Source organism: Pseudalkalibacillus hwajinpoensis (assembly GCF_015234585.1).
In the GTDB taxonomy this organism is placed as follows: Bacteria; Bacillota; Bacilli; order Bacillales; family Guptibacillaceae; genus Guptibacillus; species Guptibacillus hwajinpoensis_B.
The window spans coordinates 261,640-283,770 of sequence record NZ_JADFCM010000001.1 but is presented as its reverse complement, the minus strand read 5'-3'; the positions used below and the strand labels follow the sequence as shown (position 1 = coordinate 283,770).

Here is a 22,131-nt window from a genome sequence, read left to right as displayed (position 1 = left end):
CCTATCTTCTAGCTCTTCGCTGAAACTAATTCTCGTTCCATGCGTTTAAGTTTTCCGCTAATGCTACCGTCAAAGATGCGATTGCCAATACGTACTTTAATACCACCGATTAAAGTAGGGTCGATCACATTCTCGATCAGAAGCGTTGTTTTGCCTACTCGTTTCGCAAATACTGCAGAGACCTTCATCTGCTCCTCTTCCGTTAGAGGCTTCACAGAATAAACTTTCGCTGCCGCTTTTTGCTGCTGTTCATAAGTAAATCTTTCAAATTGACTAACAAGATCAAAAACGATTGCAACACGCTTTCGTTCGATCAATGTAAGAAGCGTATTCATAACAGGTGCTGATAGAGAAGATCCAAAGCTTGTTTGGATAAGCTCTTTCTTCTGTGCTTCTGTAAATTTCGGATGTTCAAACACGTTCATTAGGTTCGGTGTTTGATGAAAAACATCCTTTACTACGACAAGCTCATTCTTGACTTGCTCGACGTTATCGTTCTCACGAGCGATGTCAAAAAGAGCACCGGCATAACGCTTTGCGATTACTTCAAGATCTCTACTCATTTCTGATCGCCTGCCTGATCAAGGTACTCATCGATCAGCTGCTTTTGAGCGCGCTCATCCAGTTCCTTCTCGACAACTTTTGAAGCGATCATAACGGATAGTGATGCAACCTGCTCACGTAGAGAGGCAACTGCACTTTCACGCTCACGCTTGATTTCAGCAGTAGCTGCTTCTTTCAAACGCTCAGACTCAATACGAGCCGCTTCGATCAATTCCTGACCTTTTTGGTCAGCCATTTGCTTTTGGTTCTCAAGCATAGCTTTTGCTTCCTGACGAACACGCTTCATTTCGTCGCGCTGCTCATTCAAGAATGCTTCCGCTTCTTTGCGGTTCTTCTCAGCCGCATCAATTTCGTTCGCAACGTGCTGCTCACGCTCTTTCATGATGCCCATAAGAGGTCCCCATGCAAACTTCTTTAATAATGCAAGAAGCACTAAAAATGCAAAAAGTTGGAAAATAATATCTCCTGCAGCAAATCCTGCTCCTAGAATTAAACTATTGAACACCGTGTTCACTCCCTTCAGAGGTCATACAAAACGAATGGCGAAGGTTTCATTTCGAAACTTTCTCCGCCATCATGAAACGATCCAAAATTACTATAAAGTTCTTAAATTATTGACCTAGTACGATGAAGGCAATAACAACACCGATGATCGGCAATGCTTCAACTAGTGCGATACCGATGAACATTGTTGTTTGAAGAGTTCCGCGAAGTTCTGGTTGACGAGCGATTCCCTCTACTGTACGTCCTACGATAAGACCGTTACCAATACCGGCACCTACTGCCGCTAAACCTACTGCAATTGCAGCTGCAATTAAACCCATGCTAAACTTCCTCCTTATAATTCATAAAATAGTTTTTTATATAATGAAAACTCATTGATACCTTTTTTTAATGGTCATCTGCCACTTTGTGTGCCATGTAAACCATCGTTAGCATTGTAAAGATAAACGCTTGAATTGTACCGACAAAGATACTGAATCCTTGCCATGCGAGCATAGGAAGAAAGGCTCCAAGCGCTCCAGCGAATGATGCTCCACCAAGTCCTGCGAGAAGTCCAAGCAGAATTTCACCGGCGTAAATGTTTCCGTAAAGACGTAGACCAAGTGTTAATGTATTGGAGAATTCCTCAATTAACTTAAACGGGAATAAGAATTTAAGAGGACTGAAAAATCCTTTTCCATATTCCTTAGGTCCTTTCATTTTCACACCGTAATAGTGTGTAAGAACCACGACCATCGTTGCTAGTGTTAGCGTGATTGTCGGATCTGCAGTTGGAGACTTCCACCAGAGTTCTGAATCGACTGCAATGGCGAATGGAAGACCAAGCATATTTGATACAAAAATGTACATGAGTAGCGTCATCCCAAGAAACAGGAAGCGCCCACCGGTTTTCCAGTCCATCGTACTTCCAATAAGTCCTTTAACAAAGTCCATCACCCACTCAATGAAGTTCTGCAATCCCGTAGGACGCATTGCTAACGAGCGAGTTGCTACAACAGCAAGGATAAATACAATAGCAGAAGCAATTGTAATCATAAGAACATTGGAAAGATTGAAAGTAAGTCCTAGAAAGTCATGTGTAGGTGCATGATGTTCCAACAGCTTTTCACCTCTCTTCCTACTTAAAGCGTATTTTGGATATTGAATCTATGAGAATGATAATGTAGGTGATCATTAACCCAATTACCACACCTAGCAAGCTGAAGTGTTCCGGATATCTTGTTGCGATTGCAACGGCTAGTCCAGCAACGGCCAGTCTCGTTAAAAAACCGAGTGACTTTGCCTTCTTACCCTCTGCAGCAGCTTCACCAAGACGATTAATCTTTCGGAACATATTGAATAGGTTGTAAATACTGAAAATAGTGCCAAGAATTAACCCGAGGAATAATGCTTTATATGAGGTAATTCCCCAACCCATCACGAAAATGGCGAGCAAATACAGGGTGAGTTGCATGTAACGGCGGAAACTTTGAGTATATTCTGTCATCTAATCTTCCCCTGTAAACTTATGTAGAAGACGAACCAATCCATAAATCCCTCCGCCCAAACCGAGCAAAAGGCCAATAATAAGAAAAAGTGGAAAGGTGTCGAATAGGCTGTCCATCCACCTGCCTAGGAACACCCCAGTAAGGATCGATCCAACTAGATAAGATAGAATGGTTGTATAGAGTGCCATCGCCTTCAAATCAAGCGCCCCTTTGCTATAAAGGTGAGTCATTGAAAAGCATATTTTGAGCAAATGAAAACCTTATCACTATACCCTTTGTAAGTCTACAATAGGGTGTACTTGATGTCAATGCGTTTAGGGGAAATGGTGTGATCAAATTCACAAATAGAAAAATACTCAAAAAACCCAGTAATACCAAGGATAGTAACGCTTACACGAGCAGAGATGTGTTATTTAGACGAAACAGGGAATCATTCCCTATTAAATACAGCGGAATTTGTCACCTTTTTTTCACATTTGTCGGCATCCGCACATTATTTCACCGATTCATTGAACCATTCTTGACCTTTCAGACACTCCTCTTAAATCGTGTTTCCTTACTTCCAATCAAAAAACCCCTTCCGTTTAGGGAAGAGGTTTTGGAATCCTTTATTTCGTTCCGTATAAGCGATCTCCTGCATCACCAAGACCTGGAACAATGTATCCTTTTTCGTTTAGCTTCTCATCAAGACCAGCAATGTAAATATCAACGTCAGGGTGAGCTTCGTTCAGAAGTTCCACGCCTTCAGGTGCTGCGATCAGACACATCATTTTGATGTTTTTAGCTCCGCGCTTTTTAAGGGAGTTGATGGCTTCTACAGCTGAACCGCCTGTTGCAAGCATTGGGTCGATCACGATAAATTCGCGCTCTTCAATGTCAGCAGGAAGTTTCACGTAGTATTCTACAGGCTGAAGCGTTTCAGGGTCGCGATATAGCCCTACGTGTCCAACTTTTGCAGCTGGGATTAGTTTCAGAATGCCGTCTGTCATGCCAAGACCGGCTCTTAGAATTGGAACAAGTCCAAGCTTCTTACCAGAGAGAACTTTTGATTTCGCTTCTGTTACAGGTGTTTTCACCATCACTTCTTCAGTCGGAAGTTCTCTTGTAATTTCATAAGCCATAAGTGCTGCCACTTCGTCTACAAGTTCACGGAACTCCTTCGTTCCTGTTTTCTCATCACGAATGTATGTAAGCTTATGCTGAATCAACGGATGATCGAACACGTATACTTTACCCATCGTATGCACTCCCCTTTTCGTTTTGGTTTCGTTCCTAAATCTTCTTCGCAATTCTACATAAAAACACGGTTTGATTCAAGGCTTTATAAGATGATGAAATATTCACGCTCTTCCTATTTAGTTAGCAAGACTCTTTCTTGATGTCGATTAGTCGTTTTTTCTCTATAAAAACGCCGGAAGTTCATAGGCTCCCGGCGTGTACATTTATATTAGTAGGAAATACTTTCGTACATTGGAAATTTATCCGTAAGTTCCTGAACACGTTTCTCTGCTTTTTGAAGCTCGTCTTCGTTCTCATGATGCTTCAATACGTCACCAATAATACTAGCGATTTCTTCCATCTCTGCTTCACCAAAGCCGCGTGAGGTAACAGCTGCTGTTCCAATACGGAGACCGCTCGTTACGAAAGGACTTTGTGGATCAAAAGGAATCGTATTCTTGTTTGTTGTAATCCCGATATCATCAAGTGCTTTTTCAGCTACTTTCCCTGTCATATCAAGACTCTGTAGATCTAGAAGAACAAGGTGATTATCGGTACCATTAGAAACAAGATTAATCCCCTCTTTTTCAAGTGCTGAAGCGAGTTTCTTCGCATTCGCAATCACTTTTTCGGAGTAAGTTTTAAACTCTTCAGAAAGTGCTTCACCAAATGCTACGGCTTTCGCTGCAATCACATGCATCAACGGACCGCCTTGAATTCCTGGGAAAATAGACTTATCAATTTTCTTCGCGAATTCTTCTTTACAAAGAATCATTCCTCCACGAGGTCCACGAAGGGTTTTATGTGTTGTTGTTGTAACGAAATGAGCATGTGGTACAGGGTTTGGATGATGACCTGTCGCCACAAGACCAGCGATATGAGCCATGTCGACCATAAGGTAAGCATCCACTTCATCCGCAATTTCACGGAAACGTTTGAAATCAATTTCGCGTGGATAAGCACTTGCACCTGCTACAATTAATTTCGGACGATGGGTTTTGGCTTTCTCAAGAACGTCATCATAGTCAATACGCTGTGATTCTTTATCTACACCATACTCGACGAAGTTATATTGCACGCCACTGAAATTAACAGGGCTTCCGTGTGTAAGATGGCCACCATGAGAAAGGTTCATTCCGAGAACAGTATCTCCCTGCTCAAGAATCGTGAAATAAACAGCCATGTTCGCCTGTGCCCCTGAGTGAGGTTGAACATTCACATGCTCCGCGCCAAAGAGCTGCTTCGCACGGTCTCTTGCAATATTTTCAGCGACATCGACATATTCACAGCCACCATAGTAACGACGACCGGGATAGCCTTCCGCGTACTTGTTCGTTAGTACTGATCCTTGCGCCTCCATAACGGCTTCTGATACAAAATTCTCTGATGCGATAAGTTCAATCTTGCTGCGCTGTCTACCAAGCTCGTCTTTCATTGCCTGTAAAAGTTCTTGATCCTGCTTTGCTAGGTTTTGCATTGATATCCCCTTTCCATCCCACACATATTTCCATTCGTCAACACGAACAGTTGTGATGCAATCTCGATTGCATTGTACCACAGAAGTTTGGATCCGTATATTACTTAAACGAACTAATTTATTGTTCGGTTTTGAGGCTAAAAGCAATGCTCATTTTTCCCAAGATATGAGGCGCGTTCTCCCCCAATGAGCTTCGGTCTTGAGCGAACCATTGTTAAGTGAGCCTCACCTATTGACGTGTGCCTACCTCGAACTGGTACTGCCACATGCCTAATGTGCATACCAATAAACGTATCGCCAATATCGATTCCTGCGTCCGCTGAAATAAACTCAACGAGAACTGGATCATTCATTTGAGCATAAGCATGCGTCGCCATCGAACCGCCTGCTCTCGCAGTCGGGATAGCCGCTACAATTTCATAACCCTTGTCATAAGCCGTTTCTCGCTCAACGACAAGCGCTCGATTTAAATGCTCACAACATTGAAAAGCAAGCTGAACACCTGTTTCTTTTTGAAACACATCAATACTTTCATAAATAGCCTCCGCTGCCGAAACGGTCCCAGCAGTCCCAATACGCTGACCGATCACTTCGCTAGAGCTCATCCCAATGACGAGCAAGTGACGATCTGTCAGACGGGCATCTTTCTGAAGGTCCGAGAGCGCTTCAAGCGTATGCCGAGTAATTTGACGCGCTGTTTGTTCATCCACAGGTAACGCCCCCCCTTATTCTTTTAATTCGTATTCTGTAATTTTGCCTACTCTTCTAGCATGGCGTCCCGCTTCATAGTCGGTTTCAAGCCAGACCTTGGCAATCTCCGTGGCAAGGCCAGGGCCAATGATACGTTCGCCCATCGCAAGAACATTGGAATCATTGTGTAGTCTAGTCGCTTTCGCACTAAAAAGATCATGTACGAGCGCACATCGGATACCATTGACTTTATTTGCTGCAATCGACATTCCAATCCCTGTTCCGCAAATCAATATGCCGCGATCCGCTTCTCCTGAAGCTACTTTTTCTGCGACAGGAATCGCATAATCGGGGTAGTCCACGGAATCGTGACAATCACACCCAAGATCGATGACCTCCATACCAAGCTCCTGAATTACTTTGATGATGTCACCCTTAATGTTAACGCCCGCATGATCTGCACCTATGGCTACTTTCATTCTTACCCCTCCATGTCTTCTTGACGGATCCGTTCCATCATTTGCTCAATCGCTGTCTCAATTTCTGTATAAGTTGTTCGATACTGTTCTATTGTACCGCCAAATGGATCGGATATATCCATTGAAGGCAAACCTTGTTCAAGCGCTTGCAATTCTCCAAGATCTTTTTTCATTTCCGCTTCGAATTGATTGCGCTTCTGCTGTTCATCTTCTCCTGTAACGTTTTGAATCTCATGATGAAAAGCCGCTCGCTTCATTTCAATCTCAGCCGCTTTCTCTTGATAAGAATCGTATTTCTTCTCATCTTCTGTTGCTGCATATTCTTTTAATGTATAAACCTTATCAGCTAGCTCTGGAAAATCACGAAGTACAAGTGCTTTGTGACTACTAGTCATCGTAAGAAGGAGATCGCTCCATTCTGCTAACTGTCGATCTAGCATTTTTGCCGTATGGGCAAATGGAACATTTTTCTCTTCTAGAAGTATTTCAACCTGACGACTCGCAGGAGCACCGTTCGCTGCAAAAACACCTGCGGATTTCGCTTCAACTTCTTTGCTTTTATTTTTTAGAATCACTTCCGCCATTGGACTGCGGCATGTGTTACCTGTGCATACAAATAAAACTCTCACCATGTCCACTTCCCTTCTCCTCCTATTATGAGAGATGAAGGGGGATAAATCCACCCTCTATCGCCCAACCGTTATTGTGAAAAAATATGGGAATTACGAAACCTTTTTGTTATCTGCACGTAATACTTGTTATAAGAAAATCGAGGGGGGAAGTTAGATGTCACAAAGAAAAATTGTCATCCTGTCAGGTGCGGTTGTTCTATTTCTTATCCTGGGGGTCATTCTAGTTACAAGCTGGTATACAGTGGATGAATCAGAGCAAGCTGTCATTATGACATTTGGGAAAGTAGATGAAGAAATAAGCGAGGCTGGTCTTCATTTTAAACTGCCATGGCCGATCCAACAGGTGGATATTTTACCAAGAGAGACGTTCAGCTTAACGTTTGGATATGATGAGGAAGATGGAGAGATTGTGGATTTTCCAGAGGAAACAAAAATGGTAACTGGAGATGAAAACATCGTACTCGCCGACCTGGTTGTGCAATGGCGAATTACGAATCCTAAACAATATTTGTACTACTCTGATGAACCGAAAGAAATTCTCTATAATGCTACATCCGCTTCATTAAGAGGTGTGATCGGTAGCTCAGAAATAGACGAAGCCCTTACGTCAGGTAAAGCGGAAATCGAAGGAAATGTTCGCGATATTCTCACCCAATTAATTGATCGTTACGAAATTGGAATTTCCATTCTTGATGTGAAGCTTCAAGACGTTGAACTGCCAAATGATGAAGTACGTAAAGCGTTCACAAACGTCGTCGATGCCCGCGAACAAAAAGAAACGACAATCTACGGTGCGAAGAAATACAAAAACCAGGAGCTCAATGTTGTAGAAGGTCAAAAGGATGCTCGTATTTCGAAAGCTGAGGGTGAAAAGGCTCAGCGAATCGAGCAAGCCCGAGGTGACGTTGCTACCTTCAATGCTCTTTATAATGAATATAAAACCAATCCTGATATTACAAGACAGCGCCTCGTGTTAGAGACGTTAGAAGAAGTTCTTCCTGATACGAAAATTTACATTACCGACGAAGGTGGAGACACCGTCAAATACTTACCGATTCAGCCAGCAAAAGAAAAAACAGCTGAAACCCCAAAGCCAAAGGAGAGTGAAAAGAATGAGTGAGAACGTTTTTAATATGGATGAACACCGCCGTAAGATGAGTCCTAGAAAAATTGTAAAAACCGCAATACTTATCGTTCTCCTTCTCATTATGATTGGCGGGCTTTTCAGCACTCTGTTTGTTGTAAAGGAAGGCGAGTACAAGGTCATTCGTCAATTTGGTGACGTCGTTAAAATCGAAACAGAACCCGGACTAAAATTTAAAGTACCGTTCATTCAGTCAGTTACGACGCTTCCAAAGTATCAAATGCTTTACGATGTCAATCCAGAGGAAATTACAACGAAAGATAAAAAGAGGATGACTGTGGATAACTACGCCGTTTGGTCTGTCAGCGATCCACAAGATATGATCACTAATGCACGAACTATTGAAAATGCCGAAGCGAAAATGGGTGAGTTTATTTTCTCAGTCATCCGATCTGAACTTGGTCAGCTTGAATATGAGGAAATCATAAATGAAGAGAAATCTAACCGGGGTAGCTTCAACGATAACGTTCGGGAGCGAGTAAATGAACTCCTCGATCGCGATGCGTACGGCATTCAGGTAACAGATGTGCGCATGAAGCGCACCGACCTCCCTGACGCAAACGAACAGTCCGTTTTCCAGCGAATGATTTCAGAGCGTGAATCCAAAGCGCAGGAGTATTTATCTCAAGGTGACGCGGATTCCGATCGAATCAAGGCGGAAACAGATAAAGAGGTCGATACCATAATTGCTAAAGCAGATGCCGATGCGGAAGAAATTCGCGCAGAGGGAGAATCTGAAGCGGCTAAAATCTACAACAAAGCATTTAGTAAAGATCCTGAATTCTACGAGCTTTATCGCACGCTTGAGTCGTATAAAACGACTTTGAACGACGAAACAGTGATCATGCTCCCAGCAAACTCTCCTTATGCGAGGCTTTTACAGGGGATAACGGAGTAATTCAGCTTATCTTAAGCTTCAGGGAGGGTGTCCGCAAGTACCTTAGCCTTCCCTGGAGCTTTTTATTGGCTGAAATTTGGATTTATTGGCCAAATTGAGTTTTTATTGGCCAAAATCTCTTTTTATTGTCCATAATCCATTTTTATTAGCCAAACACACTTAACTGCACATTACAAAATCAAAAGCTTCAGCCCAAACCCAAATAGTATGCAACCGCCGAGAAGTTCGCTGTACGAGCCGATCCAGCTCTGAAATTTCCGACCCATCATTAAGCCTGACCACGTTAAGAGCATGCTAATAAGGCCAAATAATAAGATCGTGATAGCCACTCTTGCACCGTAAATGCCAAGACTTAGTCCAACGGAAAAGCTATCAAGACTAACGCTTAAAGAAAAAATAAGTAAACCAAACCCCACTGGAGTGACAAATGGTTTATCGCTCGATGAAAGTGATGATAGTCCCATTTGAATGCCTAGTAAAAGCAATAGACCGCCGCCGATCATTGTTGCAATCGTGCCAAAATGCTCGGAAAGCACGCGCCCGATGATCATACCGGCAAGTGGCATCCCCATATGAAATAGTCCGATCACAACGCCGATTTTGGCAATTTGGCGAAGCCGGAGCGGGATCATACCCATGCCTAGTCCAACTGAAAAAGCATCCATGCCGAGAGCAAATGCCATTATACTTAACGTTGCGAGCTCACCAATTAATGCAGTGGAAAACATTCCATCTCCTCCCGGGACGTGCTATTCAACTTTTATGCACGTCCTCTTGAAAATAGAAGGGAAAGGAGGAATAATAGGTTAGGAAGGGCTCGTTAAGGGTAATGTTTTAGTATGGAATGAGCCGAAATGGAGGAACTAATTAGATGAGCGTTCACAAAGGTATTTCAAATCAGCTTAATGAAAAAAATCGTGAAATTAAATTGTTTATTCAGTTAGATAAAGAGCGCGAAGCAGCGATTGCTCATGCTGTTGAACAATGTGAAGCGAACAAATCTTATACTACTGAACGGATCAATGAACTTTCACTTCAAATTAATGAACTTGCTAAACAAGGAAGTATCCCTACACGAACTTACGTAACAACGAAAATGGTAGAAGAGTTTGTGGAAAAGAAACGCAATAATAATTAGCCTCGATGAAAAAACCCGCTCAAATGAGCGGGTTTTTACTATTCTTTAATCACACGATTGTTTGCAGCTTTTGATAGCCGGTTCATAACCGCTGCTCCTACTCCCTCATGTGTGAATATTTCGCTATAGATTTCATCCACATCGGATTCATCGAACTGCCTCAATACATCATAAAGACGATTCGCTACAGAAATAAGGTCATCTCTTGATCCACATGGAATGATGATATCTGCTTGATATAATGACTTTGATTCCTCTGTTGCGAGGATGCCTATTTTCAATCCTTCTGCTCTACGCTTGTCCACGATCGTTTGCAAATGCTTTTCTGAGCCATCCACAAGCGTAACAGGAGCTGTCGGTGCATAGTGTTTGTACTTTACACCAGGAGACTTTGGCTTTTGGCCATCATCACTTAATGCTGGATCAACCTTCACTTCGCCGACCACTTCTTCTAACTGCTCCTTCGTGACACCACCTGGACGGAGAATTGTCACGACATCTCCAGAACAGTCCACAACAGTAGACTCAAGACCAACACCAGTTGACCCTCCATCCACAATGCCAGCGATCCTTCCGCTCAAATCATGAATGACATGATCGGCTGACGTCGGACTTGGTTTGCCTGATAGATTCGCGCTTGGCGCTGCAAGAGGTAAGTTCGCAGCTTTTAATATGGCCAGTGCTACAGGGTGATTTGGCATGCGAATGGCTACCGTATCCAGTCCCGCTGTTACATTTCTAGCCACACTCTGTCCACCAGGTAAAACAATTGTTAGAGGTCCCGGCCAAAATGCATTCATCAGATCATCCGCTTGCTTCGGAATACTCGTTACTAACTTTTCCACATGTGGACGAGAGGCAACGTGCACAATAAGCGGATTATCTGCTGGTCGTCCCTTCGCTTGGAAAATTTTTGCGACGGCTTCTTCAGATAAAGCATTCCCACCAAGCCCATAGACCGTCTCAGTAGGAAAAGCAACGACTTCATTTTGTTTTAAACATTCTGCTGCTTCCACAATTTGTGGATAACTTTTTTCGCTATCCACATTTTCATCCACATACCAAACATTTGTGTGGATACCTTCCATGTTATACACCTTCTTATATCATAAATGCTAATAAGCCCGGTTATTTCGGGGAGATATGTGATCTTTCCACAGGATTCTACACGATTCGTAAAAACGCTTCCTTCGTCTTATTACACTAATATCCACATTGTGTGGATAAGGGATGCTTGTTTTGTGTATAACCTTGTTGATGAGATCGCCTACGTTAACCGTTTTCTCATAATCACTCGCTGATCTGAATGATTTGTAAATAACTCATTTGTCTTCAACGCTATTGGGATATTTTCTACAGGAATTGTCGAGAAACCGAAAACTTGAAAGAAAAAGGATTCTTCTTTTGACGTAAGGTATAACTCGTCCAATTGGTTTTTCTTCGCCAATTGAATCACCTGATCAAAGAAACGTAGCAAACGCTCTGAGGTGGATTCGGAGCTGTTTAAGATGAGAGCTCTAAGTAAACCTGCATTACCAAACGTTTCAAGGGCAATGACACCGAATAGCTCCTTCTCTTCTGATTCTGCAATAAGGAAAGACTCAATTTTAGGTAGCCCGTCCACCTCGAGTCCAGAGCGTTTCACAAAATCCCAAACGGCGGCGACATCTTCAGTAGTTGCTTTTCTAACTAGAAACAATTGAATCTTCCTCCTTCAAATTCTTATTTGAGCACAATACCGTTCTGTTATGGTCTTATGCTTTGAAGGAGGAAAATAGACCTTTTAACTGAAAATCCCTTTAAACCATTCAACAATCGTATCAATAATTTTGACGAGGAAGAATTCAACTTCTACTTCTTCAGATGGTTCTTCCACTACATCACTTTCAGCTTGGACGGCATCACCATTTGAGAAATCAAGAAAGCAAAGCGGTGGAAACAATACGCACCACCAGTTATCCCCAAGTCCTTCCCCAATTGTAATGAGCACAGCTTCATAATCACCTGCTGGATACACGAAGTCGCCATAAAGCTTCGTTGGAAAAGCCACTTCTCCGAACGTAACGGAAAAAGATTCACGACTACCGATCATTTCTAATTGCTTGCTTACGATGGCTTCAATCTCGGCTAGACGACTTTTAATCACATGACGAGATTCTTCAATAGAAGTTAGATCAGCAACCCATTCATTAATCGATTCATTGACTTCATCACGAATGCTGCGTTTCACAGTTTGATCTTCATTGCTATTGCTATTGGCTAAAATGCGAAGACGAATCGCTTCGTCTGGAATAACTTGTTGATTTGCTGTTACTATTCCCGAACTCTGGAGACTTGAAGCAAGAATAAAAAATGAGATTAATAGATTAATAAGTCCTCTTTGATTCATCTTGTATCCCGTCCCTTCTAGCTCTCATTCTGGCCAGAATCGAACGTTTTAAACGTAGAACTCTTCACCAGAATGCGAGTAGAATCGACAGGGTTACTTTACAACACCAAATACCATCCGTTCTTTCCCACTAATATCTTTCACAACTTCCACTTCAATGTCCTCACCAAAAGAGGATTCAAGCATAGTAGCAACGGTTCTCGCCTGCTTTTCTCCTACTTCAAATCCAATTAATCCTGGAGACGAGATCAAACTAGGGAGACCTTCCGCAAGTCTTCGATAAAGCTCATATCCATCTTCTCCTCCAACGAGTGCCTGAATAGGTTCATGATCTCGAACCAACGGGTCAAGAGTTGCGTATTCTTCTTCAGAAATATACGGAGGATTTGAGACAACGATATCAAGCTTACGTCCTGCTAATGGCTGAAGTAGATCGCCATGAAGAAACGAGATTGGCGCCTTAAGCTGTCGCGCATTTTCCTTCGCAACTTCTAGAGCATCTTCAGAAATATCGACCGCAGTGACTTCTCGATTTTCAAGTTCAAGCGCTAGACTAATTGCAATTGCCCCACTTCCCGTTCCAATGTCAGCAATCGTTGCCTTTGTCGGATCAAGAAATAGCTTCTTCGCTCTTGTAAGGATGCCTTCTACAAGCTCTTCTGTTTCAGGTCTTGGAACGAGAACATGATGGTTGACCCGATACGTTCTACCATAGAACTCTTCCTTTTCGACAATGTGCTGAACAGGAATGCCGCTTGCATGCTCCTGGATTTTTGCTTCAAAACTTTCATAATCAGGCATTTCGTCTTGCATTCGAAGGAGCAATTTCGTTCTTGTTACATTTAACTCATGCTTAATCAGCCATTCAGCTGCTGACGCTTCACGTCCATGCTTCTCTAAAAAAGAAGAAGCCCATTTAAGGGCTTCGAATACAGTCTTCATAAGGTCACTCTCCAGCTTCTGCCATTAAGCGCGTTTGCTCTTCTGTAATTAGCGCATCAATGAACTCATCAAGCTTCCCTTGAAGAATCTGGTCAAGTTTCTGAATCGTTAAGTTAATTCTATGATCCGTCACGCGGTTTTGTGGGAAGTTATACGTACGGATTCGTTCAGAACGGTCACCCGTTCCAACAGCGGATTTACGGTTATCGTCATACTCTTTCTGTGCTTCTTGTTGGAACTTATCATACACACGAGCACGAAGAACCTTCATCGCTTTTTCTTTGTTCTTAATTTGTGACTTCTCATCCTGACACGATACAACAACACCTGTTGGCGTATGGGTTAAGCGAACAGCTGACATCGTTGTATTAACACTCTGTCCACCTGGTCCACTTGAAGTAAATGTATCAACACGAATGTCTTTGTCATGGATTTCAACTTCCACTTCTTCCGCTTCAGGAAGCACTGCTACTGTTGCCGTAGATGTGTGAATACGTCCACCTGATTCTGTTGAAGGAACACGCTGCACTCGGTGTGCGCCATTTTCATATTTCATTTTGGAATATGCGCCGGCACCGTTGATCATAAAGATAATTTCTTTATAACCACCTAGCTCCGTTGAACTATATTCGATGACTTCAGACTTCCAACCTTGCATTTCAGCAAAGCGGCTGTACATTTTGTACAAGTCACCAGCAAATAATGCGGCTTCGTCTCCACCCGCTGCTCCTCGAACTTCAATAATTACGTTCTTCTCATCGTTCGGATCTTTAGGAAGAAGTAGCACTCGTAAGCGCTCTGCATACTCTTCTTCTTGTGGTGTAAGCTCTGAAAGCTCTGCCTTCACCATTTCACGCATTTCTGCATCTTTTTCTTCCTCAAGCATCGCCTTCGCGTCTTGAATGCCTTCGAGAATTTCCTTATATTCACGATACACCTGAACGGTTTCCTCAAGGCTAGCTTGCTCTTTGGAATATTCGCGGAGTTTCGTCGTGTCATTAATGACTTCTGGATCACTTAACAACTGATTTAACTTATCATAACGTTCTTCTACAATTTCTAAACGGTCTAACAAGATCTTTCACCTCGTTTTCGTTGCATAACATTCTAATTATAGTATAGGACATTTCGCCAGTCAAAAGCAAAAATAGCTTTAACATCATTTTTTAAGGGTAAACTGAAAGTAGGCTAGACTGAACGATTAGGAAAGGGGCTGCTTATAGATGAAGTTTGTTATTATTGGCGGAGATGCGGCTGGTATGAGTGCAGCTATGCAAATTATTAGAAACGATGAGGAAGCGGAAGTTGTGACGCTTGAAAAGGGAGATATTTATTCGTATGGCCAATGCGGGCTACCTTATGTCATTAGCGGAAAAATTGAATCTACGGATAAACTGATTGCAAGATCCGTAGATACATTTCGAGAAAAGTATGGAATTGACGCACGTGTCTACCATGAGGTTACAAACGTTGATACTGAAAACAAAATTGTAAAAGGAATCAATTTAAAAACGAATGATCACTTTGAAGAAAATTACGATAAGCTCCTGATCGCTACAGGAGTAAGTCCTGTTAAACCAAACTGGGAAGGCATCGACCTTAACGGCATACATACATTAAAGACCATTCCCGATGCTGAAAAAGTGATAAAAGATCTTGATGATTCCGTACAAAATGTGGCGGTCATTGGCGGTGGATACATTGGACTTGAAATGGCCGAAACGTTCCGTGAACTCGGTAAAAATGTACGCATCATTGAGTTAGGACCGCACCTTGCCAGTATTTTTGATGACGATATGGCTAAGCTTATACATGAAGAAGCCGAGCAAAACAATGTTTCGGTTCATACAAATGAAGGCGTTCAGTCTTTCAAAGGGGATAAGCGCGTCAAAAAAATCGTGACTGACAAAGGAGAATATGATGCAGACCTTGTTCTCGTCTCAGTCGGCGTCAAACCGAATACTGGTTTCCTCAAAGAATGCGGTCTTCATACAACTTCTAACGGTGCTATTCAGGTGAACCGCTACATGCAAACAAGTAAAGAGGACGTATATGCAGCTGGAGACTGTGCGACGCATTATCATCGCATTAAAGAACGAGATGACTTTGTTCCTCTTGGCACAACGGCAAATAAGCAGGGGCGCATTGCTGGTCTTAACATGATTGGGCAACCAAACACATTTAAAGGGATTGTCGGCACTTCTGTTATTAAATTTTTCGGATTAACTCTTGGCCGCACAGGCCTTTCGACTAACGAAGCAAAAGAATTAAATTTACCATTCTCAAGCTGCTCAACCGAGGCAACTGACATTGCAGGTTACTACCCAGAAGCTCGTGAACTTTGCGTGAAAATTATTTTCCGAGATGATAACGAACGAATTATCGGTGGACAGTTTATTGGAAAGTACGGCGTTGATAAGCGAGTTGATGTGCTTGCAACGGCTCTATACCACCAGATGACGCTTCATGACATTGAGGATCTTGATCTCGCATATGCTCCCCCTTACAATAGCGTTTGGGATCCATTGCAACAGGCAGCCCGACGTGCCCAGCACTAATCATATAAAACAAAACAACCCTCTCGCATGAGAGGGTTTATCTTGCTCGTACATGAATTTTGTACCTCGGTACGGCTTGATAAATTTTAGCAGCGAGGTTTTTTTTCTGTTCATTTAAACTCGCTTCATTTTTATTGTTAAATTTCACATTGACCCACGCGTGATTTCCTGTGATTGAAACGACTCCAGCATCGTAACCTTCTGTCTCGACGACTTCACGAATCTTATCTTGATCGTCACTAATTGTTGGCTTATCAACACTCATATTGCGATAGGACTGAGGATTTAAGTTAATATCTGTGTTTAAATTCTGGCCTTCTCCCGCTTGTCCATCCGCCTCTGGTGGCTTTAATGGCGAACAAGCAGCTACAAGTAAAAGGAATGCAATCATCATAGTTGAAACCTTTCTCATCAGTCAGTCACCTCCTCGTTTTAAGGTGCCCAAAGATGACTGGATAGATTCTCGTTCTCCTCTTCTATGGAAATGAAACCAGATGTTTTCGCGCATTAAAAAAAGCCCGGTTTCCCGGACTTATTTTGATATTTGCTGCTCTTTATTGTCTCGCGCCGTTGGTTTCCCTGGTACTTTGTGACAATGACGACAGCGTGGTTCATAGGATTCAGACGCACCAACAAGGATAATCGGATCCTCATAATGCGCGGGCTTCCCATCAATCAAACGCTGGGTACGGCTTGCTGGAGAACCACATACAACACAGATCGCTTGTAGCTTCGTAACTGATTCAGCAACCGTAAGAAGCTTAGGAACTTGCCCGAATGCTTCGCCGCGAAAATCCTGGTCGAGTCCTGCCACGATTACACGAACGCCTTCATCAGCAAGCTGCTGAGCCACATCTACGATTTCTTCATCAAAAAACTGTACTTCATCTACCGCAACCATATCTGTATCCTCTGAGACGCGGTCCAGGATCGCTTGTGAATGATCAACTGGGACAGCGATAACGGACATTCCATTATGAGACACAACAGATTCTTCGCTGTATCTATCATCAATTTTAGGCTTGAACACCTGGACTTTTTGCTTTGCATAAGTCGCTCGCTTCACTCGACGAATCAATTCTTCCGACTTTCCGGAAAACATACTTCCGCAAACAACCTCAATCCAGCCGCTGTGCTTCATGACATGCATTCAACCGCTTCTCCTTTCTCCAGCATAAGCATTAAAAAATGACTGATCAGCACAGTCTTTATTTTGCGTATACTTTCATCCAATTATTGATTTTAAACGTTTATTATTTCATCGGGTATGATCTCACACTTACTCACTTGTAGGAAGAAACGAGTGAGCAACTGTATTTGCTCGAGCCGTTTCTTCCTACAAGTACAGAGGTGAGTCAACAATCTTCCCCTACCTTATAACAAAAGCATTGTTTCCACTAAGAATATTGAGTAAAAAAACAGGCAAGGAGTAAAAACTTGCCTGTTCTATCATTAACCTTTTAGGTTGTATTTTCTTCTAAACTTATCTACGCGTCCACCAGCGTCATTAAACTTCTGACGTCCAGTATAGAACGGGTGACATTCAGAGCAAACCTCTACGCTGACGCCGTCCTGTTTTGTAGATCCAGTTTCGAATTCGTTACCGCAAGCACATCTAACTGTGATGTTTTCATAACCAGGATGAATTGCTTGTTTCATGAATTTCATCTCCTTCCGCCCTGATTCCTGAGGAACCAGAGTTAAATGAAGCTAAAAGGCATTACCTTTTAGCTTCTGCACACATAGAAGTATTATAGCAGGGAGGTAGAGACAATGCAATTGATCATCCTGTGACGAAACGATCACTAATTAGCGAGATGAACCGCTTTTTTCTTTCTCAAATAGATCGAAAAATTCTTTGTTTTCCTTTGTTTTCTTGAGGCGTTTCAAGAAATTATCAACGAATTCAAATGAGTCATCCATGCTCTTACGGATTGTCCAAAGCATTTCAAGCTGTTCTTTTGGAAGAAGTAGCTCTTCTTTACGCGTGCCAGAGCGACGAATATCAATCGCTGGGAAGACACGTCGTTCTGCAAGACGTCGATCAAGATGCAATTCCATGTTGCCTGTTCCTTTGAATTCTTCATAAATGACATCATCCATACGAGAGCCTGTTTCCACAAGAGCTGTCGCTAAGATCGTCAAGCTTCCACCTTCTTCGATGTTTCTTGCCGCACCAAAGAATCGTTTTGGACGATGGAAAGCAGCAGGATCAATACCACCTGAAAGTGTACGTCCACTTGGAGGAATAACAAGGTTATAAGCACGAGCAAGACGTGTAATACTATCAAGAAGAATCACAACGTCTTTCTTATGCTCAACAAGACGCATAGCTCGCTCTAGCACAAGCTCAGCTACTTTAATGTGATTATCCGGCGTTTCATCAAAAGTTGAATGAACAACATCGCCATCAACAGAACGCTCGATATCCGTTACTTCCTCAGGACGCTCATCAATGAGAAGCACGATAAGTTCTGTGTCAGGATGATTCGTTGTAATGCTATTAGCAATTTCTTTCAGCAACATTGTTTTCCCTGCTTTTGGGGGAGCTACGATCAAACCACGCTGTCCAAAGCCGACTGGCGAGATCATATCAATGATACGAGTTGAAAGGTTGCCTGATTTGTTCTCAAAGTTCATTCTTTTCTCAGGATACAGCGGCGTTAGCGCTGGGAAATGCACGCGTTCTTTAGAAGAATCAGGGTCTTCTCCATTTACTGCGGCTACGTGTAAGAGACCGTAGTAGCGCTCGTTTTCTTTAGGCGGTCGTACTTTACCCGATACGCGATCACCGTTACGTAAATCGAATCGACGAATTTGTGAAGCGGAAATATAAATGTCTTCTGCACTAGCTGAGTAGTTAATCGGTCGTAGGAATCCAAATCCTTCAGAGGAAATAATCTCTAGAATACCTTCCATGAAAAGAAGGCCAGATTGTTCAGCCTGCGCTTTCAATATGGCAAATACAAGTTCACGCTTGTTCAACTTGCTATAGTATGAGACTTTGTATAGTCTTGCCTGTTCATATAGATCTTTTAACGTCATTTGTTCTAATTCTGATATATTTACTGCCATGTTGACACCACACTTTTTATATAATAATAGGTTTGACCCTAACGGCTGGAAAATGATATGAGTGCGCAAAGAGGTTTGCTTTCACAACGTAAGTACGTTGTATAGAGTTGACCAATTTGACGGTTGAGAAAATAAATAAAGAGAGAAAGAGTTTGTTGAGATCCTGTGAGAGGCTATCCATTCAGGCATCTCTTAAGTGAGAGTAGAGGAAGTGCACAACGAAGGTGTTGCTTAGCAATCGTTACTCTGATAATTCTCGGCTTGTTCGAGCGTCATCTTTGGCTCATGATCAACTTGCAAAAGAAAGCACGGCGAGTATAAGTACCTCTTCTCCACAGATCGAATGAACCAGGATTAGTTTACTATCTATTTCGTTCACATTATAGTTTCGGTAACTAAACGTACTAACAATAATACAGCACCTTATAGTTTTACCAGATTCCTTAGGAATATTCAACATGTAAAAACCAATGTCGCATGAGATCTCGCTTACTTTATAGTAATTTAAGGTCGAATGACCAGATCAGGCTTCTTTTGTAAACTATGTTTTCCGTCGATGAAACGAACTGTTCCTGACTTTGCACGCATGACAACGGATTGCGTTGTACCAGAAGTTCCCTGGAACCTAACTCCCTTTAACAATTCACCATCAGTAACACCTGTCGCTGCAAAAATGGCGTCATCGCCCTTCACAAGATCTTCCATATGAAGAACGCGGGAGACGTCTTCAATTCCCATTTCTTTACACCTGTTTAATTCTTCCTCATTTTGTGGTAGCAGCTTACCCTGTATTTCTCCACCAAGGCATTTCAGTGCTACTGCAGCAAGGACACCCTCTGGTGCTCCACCAGATCCAAACAAAATATCGACGCCCGTATCATCAAACGCTGTGTTAATTGCTGCTGCTACATCTCCATCAGAAATAAGCTTAATTCTGGCTCCGGCAGAACGCACTTCTTCTATAATCTTTTCGTGGCGCTTACGGTCTAATATGACCGCCACGCAGTCTTCAATATTTTTTCCTTTTGCTTCAGCTACTGCTTTTAGATTCTCGTGTACGGAGGCATTAATATCGATTTTCCCTACTGCTTTTGGTCCAACTGCGATTTTGTCCATATACATGTCAGGAGCATGAAGAAGATTTCCGTGATCGGCTACCGCTAGAACAGCGAGGGCATTCCATGTTCCTGCCGCAACAATATTTGTTCCTTCTAAAGGATCGACAGCAACATCGACACGCGGACCATATCCAGTTCCAAGCTTTTCACCGATATAAAGCATTGGTGCTTCATCCATCTCGCCTTCCCCGATGACAACTGTTCCTTTCATCGGAACCGTATCGAAAACGTCACGCATAGCAGTCGTTGCAGCATCATCTGCTTCTTCTTTCTTGCCTCTTCCCATCCAACGCGCTGAAGCAAGCGCAGCTGCCTCGGTCACTCTAACAAGTTCCATCGATAAACTTCTTTCCATCATGCTTCCCCCTAAGTTTACACGATCTCTATTTTTTAAACGCTTACACGAAAAGATGACAGAATGGCGGTTTTCACCGCCTGTTCTGCATTCTTAAGAGCTTTCCACTTCTTTAAGCTCTTCTTGATCTAATTTCTCACGCCAGACTCTCGCGCCAAGATTGCTCAGCTTTTCTACAAGTCGTTCATACCCACGATCGATGTGCTCAAGTCCTGAAACTTCTGTAACGCCTTCTGCCATTAATCCAGCAACGACAAGGGCAGCACCAGCTCTCAGATCCGAAGCACGCACCTTCGCACCTTGAAGCTTAACAGCTCCATTAATGATGGCAGACCGTCCTTCCACCTTCACATTCGCACCCATTCGGCGAAGTTCATCAATGTGCTTAAATCTTGCGCCATAAATTGTATCGGTCACAATGCTACTACCCTCTGCGTTCGTTAAGAGCGATGTAAACGGCTGCTGTAAGTCTGTTGGGAAGCCAGGATAGACGAGTGTCTTCAGGTCAACGCCTTTCCAGCCTTCGCGTGGTGAACGAATATAAACCTGGTCTTCATTCGTCTCTACCTTTACACCCATCTCACGCAGTTTCGCGATAAGTGACTCAAGATGTTGTGAGATGACATTATCGATGACGACTTCGTCTCCCATCGCTGCTGCCATAATCATGTAAGTGCCCGCCTCTATGCGATCAGGTATGATCGAGTGGTAACAGCCACTTAGCTCGTCTACACCATCGATACGAATGACGTCTGTCCCTGCTCCTTTGATCTTCGCTCCCATACTAGATAACAGTGTCGCAACATCAATAATTTCTGGTTCTTTCGCTGCGTTTTCAATGACTGTCCGTCCTTTTGCACGAACGGCTGCAAGCATAATATTAATCGTAGCTCCTACACTTACAACGTCAAGGTAAATACGGGCCCCTCTCAGTTCATCAGCACGAAGGTAAATTGCACCTTGCTCATTTGTTACTTTTGCACCAAGAGCTTCAAATCCTTTAATATGCTGATCAATCGGACGCGGTCCAAGGTTACAACCGCCTGGAAGTCCGATAACCGCTTTATTAAAACGACCCAACATCGCACCCATCAAGTAATAAGAAGCACGTAGCTTCTTTACTTTTCCATTCGGCAGTGGCATGGCAATCATGTCCTGTGGATTCACAGTTAATGTATTTCCATCAAGCTCAGCTTGTCCTCCGATTTCCTCTAGTAAATCACGGAGAATTCCCACGTCAGAAATGTTCGGCAAATGATCAATTGTGACAGTGGAATCTGCTAGAATAGCCGCCGGAATTAATGCAACCGCACTATTTTTGGCGCCGCTCACTTGAACTGTACCGCTTAATCGGTGGCCTCCAGCGATCATCAACTTTTCCATAACGGTCTCCCTTCTTCGTCCGCATCTCATTCCTGTTCATGTTTCTGTCGAATTTTGATACTTCTTAAGAATAGTATGGG

27 protein-coding genes are annotated in these 22,131 nt (G+C 42.8%); 4 read left to right on the top strand and 23 right to left on the bottom strand.

The window, feature by feature from the left end:
* Positions 1-8: 8 nt before the first annotated feature.
* The 11 genes from IQ283_RS01430 to IQ283_RS01380 form a co-directional block, all read right to left on the bottom strand.
* Positions 9-563, bottom strand: a complete 555-nt coding sequence (locus tag IQ283_RS01430; protein ID WP_194218386.1) for a F0F1 ATP synthase subunit delta — start codon at positions 561-563, stop codon at positions 9-11.
* Positions 560-1,069, bottom strand: coding sequence for a F0F1 ATP synthase subunit B (gene atpF, locus IQ283_RS01425; protein ID WP_194218385.1), 510 nt, complete (start codon positions 1,067-1,069; stop codon positions 560-562). Before atpF ends, IQ283_RS01430 begins: the two co-directional genes overlap by 4 nt.
* Before the next feature lie 106 nt (positions 1,070-1,175).
* Complete coding sequence (gene atpE / locus IQ283_RS01420) at positions 1,176-1,388, bottom strand: F0F1 ATP synthase subunit C (protein WP_121681967.1); 213 nt, start codon at positions 1,386-1,388, stop codon at positions 1,176-1,178.
* Positions 1,389-1,455: 67 nt separating this feature from the next.
* The gene (atpB, locus tag IQ283_RS01415; protein WP_194218384.1) at positions 1,456-2,166 is read right to left on the bottom strand and encodes a F0F1 ATP synthase subunit A; all 711 of its coding nucleotides are present in this window, start codon (positions 2,164-2,166) and stop codon (positions 1,456-1,458) included.
* A 19-nt stretch (positions 2,167-2,185) separates the two neighbouring features.
* Positions 2,186-2,554, bottom strand: coding sequence for an ATP synthase subunit I (locus IQ283_RS01410; RefSeq protein WP_194218383.1), 369 nt, complete (start codon positions 2,552-2,554; stop codon positions 2,186-2,188).
* On the bottom strand, positions 2,555-2,785 hold the full coding sequence (locus tag IQ283_RS01405; RefSeq protein WP_194218382.1) for an AtpZ/AtpI family protein: 231 nt from the start codon (positions 2,783-2,785) through the stop codon (positions 2,555-2,557).
* Positions 2,786-3,163: 378 nt separating this feature from the next.
* A complete protein-coding gene (upp, locus tag IQ283_RS01400) occupies positions 3,164-3,793 on the bottom strand; it encodes a uracil phosphoribosyltransferase (RefSeq protein ID WP_159786319.1) in 630 nt (209 codons plus the stop codon).
* Between the two features lie 209 nt (positions 3,794-4,002).
* Positions 4,003-5,250: a serine hydroxymethyltransferase gene (glyA, locus tag IQ283_RS01395; protein WP_194218381.1), complete on the bottom strand. Its 1,248-nt coding sequence runs from the start codon at positions 5,248-5,250 to the stop codon at positions 4,003-4,005.
* Positions 5,251-5,387: 137 nt separating this feature from the next.
* Positions 5,388-5,960, bottom strand: coding sequence for a TIGR01440 family protein (locus tag IQ283_RS01390; protein ID WP_276511787.1), 573 nt, complete (start codon positions 5,958-5,960; stop codon positions 5,388-5,390).
* Between the two features lie 15 nt (positions 5,961-5,975).
* Complete coding sequence (gene rpiB, locus IQ283_RS01385; protein ID WP_194218380.1) at positions 5,976-6,419, bottom strand: ribose 5-phosphate isomerase B; 444 nt, start codon at positions 6,417-6,419, stop codon at positions 5,976-5,978.
* A gap of 2 nt (positions 6,420-6,421) precedes the next feature.
* Positions 6,422-7,051: a low molecular weight protein arginine phosphatase gene (locus tag IQ283_RS01380; protein WP_242057271.1), complete on the bottom strand. Its 630-nt coding sequence runs from the start codon at positions 7,049-7,051 to the stop codon at positions 6,422-6,424.
* Between the two features lie 154 nt (positions 7,052-7,205).
* On the opposite strand from IQ283_RS01380, the gene hflK reads away from it, so the two are divergent.
* Both hflK and hflC read left to right on the top strand, forming a co-directional pair.
* On the top strand, positions 7,206-8,171 hold the full coding sequence (gene hflK, locus IQ283_RS01375) for an FtsH protease activity modulator HflK (protein ID WP_194218378.1): 966 nt from the start codon (positions 7,206-7,208) through the stop codon (positions 8,169-8,171).
* Positions 8,164-9,093 (top strand): protease modulator HflC, encoded by a 930-nt coding sequence (gene hflC, locus IQ283_RS01370; RefSeq protein WP_194218377.1) that lies wholly within the window; start codon positions 8,164-8,166, stop codon positions 9,091-9,093. The genes hflK and hflC overlap by 8 nt, the downstream gene beginning before the upstream one ends.
* 170 nt (positions 9,094-9,263) lie before the next feature.
* Here hflC and IQ283_RS01365 read toward each other — a convergent pair whose 3' ends face one another.
* On the bottom strand, positions 9,264-9,821 hold the full coding sequence (locus tag IQ283_RS01365) for a manganese efflux pump MntP family protein (RefSeq protein ID WP_194218376.1): 558 nt from the start codon (positions 9,819-9,821) through the stop codon (positions 9,264-9,266).
* Between the two features lie 143 nt (positions 9,822-9,964).
* Here IQ283_RS01365 and IQ283_RS01360 point away from each other — a divergent pair, with 143 nt between their 5' ends.
* Positions 9,965-10,231, top strand: coding sequence for a DUF2533 family protein (locus IQ283_RS01360; RefSeq protein ID WP_194218375.1), 267 nt, complete (start codon positions 9,965-9,967; stop codon positions 10,229-10,231).
* Positions 10,232-10,269: 38 nt separating this feature from the next.
* On the opposite strand, the gene IQ283_RS01355 is transcribed toward IQ283_RS01360, so the two are convergent.
* The 5 genes from IQ283_RS01355 to prfA all read right to left on the bottom strand — a co-directional run bounded on the left by IQ283_RS01355 (position 10,270) and on the right by prfA (position 14,637).
* The gene (locus IQ283_RS01355) at positions 10,270-11,310 is read right to left on the bottom strand and encodes an L-threonylcarbamoyladenylate synthase (RefSeq protein ID WP_194219556.1); all 1,041 of its coding nucleotides are present in this window, start codon (positions 11,308-11,310) and stop codon (positions 10,270-10,272) included.
* 188 nt (positions 11,311-11,498) lie between these two features.
* Entirely contained in the window at positions 11,499-11,930 is a 432-nt protein-coding gene (locus tag IQ283_RS01350; protein WP_194218374.1) for a GNAT family N-acetyltransferase, read from the bottom strand.
* An 84-nt stretch (positions 11,931-12,014) separates the two neighbouring features.
* On the bottom strand, positions 12,015-12,620 hold the full coding sequence (gene spoIIR / locus IQ283_RS01345; RefSeq protein ID WP_194218373.1) for a stage II sporulation protein R: 606 nt from the start codon (positions 12,618-12,620) through the stop codon (positions 12,015-12,017).
* 93 nt (positions 12,621-12,713) lie between these two features.
* The gene (prmC, locus tag IQ283_RS01340; RefSeq protein ID WP_194218372.1) at positions 12,714-13,562 is read right to left on the bottom strand and encodes a peptide chain release factor N(5)-glutamine methyltransferase; all 849 of its coding nucleotides are present in this window, start codon (positions 13,560-13,562) and stop codon (positions 12,714-12,716) included.
* A 4-nt stretch (positions 13,563-13,566) separates the two neighbouring features.
* Positions 13,567-14,637: a peptide chain release factor 1 gene (gene prfA / locus IQ283_RS01335; protein ID WP_194218371.1), complete on the bottom strand. Its 1,071-nt coding sequence runs from the start codon at positions 14,635-14,637 to the stop codon at positions 13,567-13,569.
* 148 nt (positions 14,638-14,785) lie between these two features.
* Between prfA and IQ283_RS01330 the strand changes: the two genes are divergently transcribed.
* Positions 14,786-16,120 (top strand): CoA-disulfide reductase, encoded by a 1,335-nt coding sequence (locus tag IQ283_RS01330; protein ID WP_194218370.1) that lies wholly within the window; start codon positions 14,786-14,788, stop codon positions 16,118-16,120.
* A gap of 37 nt (positions 16,121-16,157) precedes the next feature.
* On the opposite strand, the gene IQ283_RS01325 is transcribed toward IQ283_RS01330, so the two are convergent.
* From IQ283_RS01325 to IQ283_RS01300, 6 genes are all read right to left on the bottom strand, one after another.
* On the bottom strand, positions 16,158-16,532 hold the full coding sequence (locus IQ283_RS01325) for a hypothetical protein (protein ID WP_194218369.1): 375 nt from the start codon (positions 16,530-16,532) through the stop codon (positions 16,158-16,160).
* Positions 16,533-16,652: 120 nt separating this feature from the next.
* Entirely contained in the window at positions 16,653-17,270 is a 618-nt protein-coding gene (locus IQ283_RS01320) for a thymidine kinase (RefSeq protein WP_194218368.1), read from the bottom strand.
* 302 nt (positions 17,271-17,572) lie between these two features.
* Positions 17,573-17,779: a 50S ribosomal protein L31 gene (gene rpmE, locus IQ283_RS01315; protein WP_194218367.1), complete on the bottom strand. Its 207-nt coding sequence runs from the start codon at positions 17,777-17,779 to the stop codon at positions 17,573-17,575.
* Between the two features lie 150 nt (positions 17,780-17,929).
* Entirely contained in the window at positions 17,930-19,195 is a 1,266-nt protein-coding gene (gene rho / locus IQ283_RS01310; protein ID WP_194218366.1) for a transcription termination factor Rho, read from the bottom strand.
* A gap of 504 nt (positions 19,196-19,699) precedes the next feature.
* Positions 19,700-20,668, bottom strand: coding sequence for a class II fructose-bisphosphatase (gene glpX / locus IQ283_RS01305; protein ID WP_194218365.1), 969 nt, complete (start codon positions 20,666-20,668; stop codon positions 19,700-19,702).
* 93 nt (positions 20,669-20,761) lie between these two features.
* Entirely contained in the window at positions 20,762-22,051 is a 1,290-nt protein-coding gene (locus IQ283_RS01300) for a UDP-N-acetylglucosamine 1-carboxyvinyltransferase (RefSeq protein ID WP_194218364.1), read from the bottom strand.
* Between the last annotated feature and the right edge of the window lie 80 nt (positions 22,052-22,131).

Excerpts from the sequence above, each read along its gene's own strand:
- IQ283_RS01410 (WP_194218383.1), bottom strand. The coding sequence starts at position 2,554 with ATGACAGAATATACTCAAAGTTTCCGCCGTTACATGCAACTCACCCTG.
- upp (WP_159786319.1), bottom strand. The coding sequence starts at position 3,793 with ATGGGTAAAGTATACGTGTTCGATCATCCGTTGATTCAGCATAAGCTT.
- rpiB (WP_194218380.1), bottom strand. The coding sequence starts at position 6,419 with ATGAAAGTAGCCATAGGTGCAGATCATGCGGGCGTTAACATTAAGGGT.
- glyA (WP_194218381.1), bottom strand. The coding sequence starts at position 5,250 with ATGCAAAACCTAGCAAAGCAGGATCAAGAACTTTTACAGGCAATGAAA.
- IQ283_RS01320 (WP_194218368.1), bottom strand. The coding sequence starts at position 17,270 with ATGCATGTCATGAAGCACAGCGGCTGGATTGAGGTTGTTTGCGGAAGT.
- atpE (WP_121681967.1), bottom strand. The coding sequence starts at position 1,388 with ATGGGTTTAATTGCAGCTGCAATTGCAGTAGGTTTAGCGGCAGTAGGT.
- IQ283_RS01430 (WP_194218386.1), bottom strand. The coding sequence starts at position 563 with ATGAGTAGAGATCTTGAAGTAATCGCAAAGCGTTATGCCGGTGCTCTT.
- rho (WP_194218366.1), bottom strand. The coding sequence starts at position 19,195 with ATGGCAGTAAATATATCAGAATTAGAACAAATGACGTTAAAAGATCTA.
- IQ283_RS01365 (WP_194218376.1), bottom strand. The coding sequence starts at position 9,821 with ATGTTTTCCACTGCATTAATTGGTGAGCTCGCAACGTTAAGTATAATG.
- IQ283_RS01360 (WP_194218375.1), top strand. The coding sequence starts at position 9,965 with ATGAGCGTTCACAAAGGTATTTCAAATCAGCTTAATGAAAAAAATCGT.
- prmC (WP_194218372.1), bottom strand. The coding sequence starts at position 13,562 with ATGAAGACTGTATTCGAAGCCCTTAAATGGGCTTCTTCTTTTTTAGAG.
- IQ283_RS01325 (WP_194218369.1), bottom strand. The coding sequence starts at position 16,532 with ATGAGAAAGGTTTCAACTATGATGATTGCATTCCTTTTACTTGTAGCT.
- hflC (WP_194218377.1), top strand. The coding sequence starts at position 8,164 with ATGAGTGAGAACGTTTTTAATATGGATGAACACCGCCGTAAGATGAGT.
- IQ283_RS01380 (WP_242057271.1), bottom strand. The coding sequence starts at position 7,051 with ATGGTGAGAGTTTTATTTGTATGCACAGGTAACACATGCCGCAGTCCA.
- IQ283_RS01405 (WP_194218382.1), bottom strand. The coding sequence starts at position 2,785 with ATGACTCACCTTTATAGCAAAGGGGCGCTTGATTTGAAGGCGATGGCA.
- IQ283_RS01300 (WP_194218364.1), bottom strand. The coding sequence starts at position 22,051 with ATGGAAAAGTTGATGATCGCTGGAGGCCACCGATTAAGCGGTACAGTT.
- rpmE (WP_194218367.1), bottom strand. The coding sequence starts at position 17,779 with ATGAAACAAGCAATTCATCCTGGTTATGAAAACATCACAGTTAGATGT.
- spoIIR (WP_194218373.1), bottom strand. The coding sequence starts at position 12,620 with ATGAATCAAAGAGGACTTATTAATCTATTAATCTCATTTTTTATTCTT.
- glpX (WP_194218365.1), bottom strand. The coding sequence starts at position 20,668 with ATGGAAAGAAGTTTATCGATGGAACTTGTTAGAGTGACCGAGGCAGCT.
- hflK (WP_194218378.1), top strand. The coding sequence starts at position 7,206 with ATGTCACAAAGAAAAATTGTCATCCTGTCAGGTGCGGTTGTTCTATTT.
- IQ283_RS01330 (WP_194218370.1), top strand. The coding sequence starts at position 14,786 with ATGAAGTTTGTTATTATTGGCGGAGATGCGGCTGGTATGAGTGCAGCT.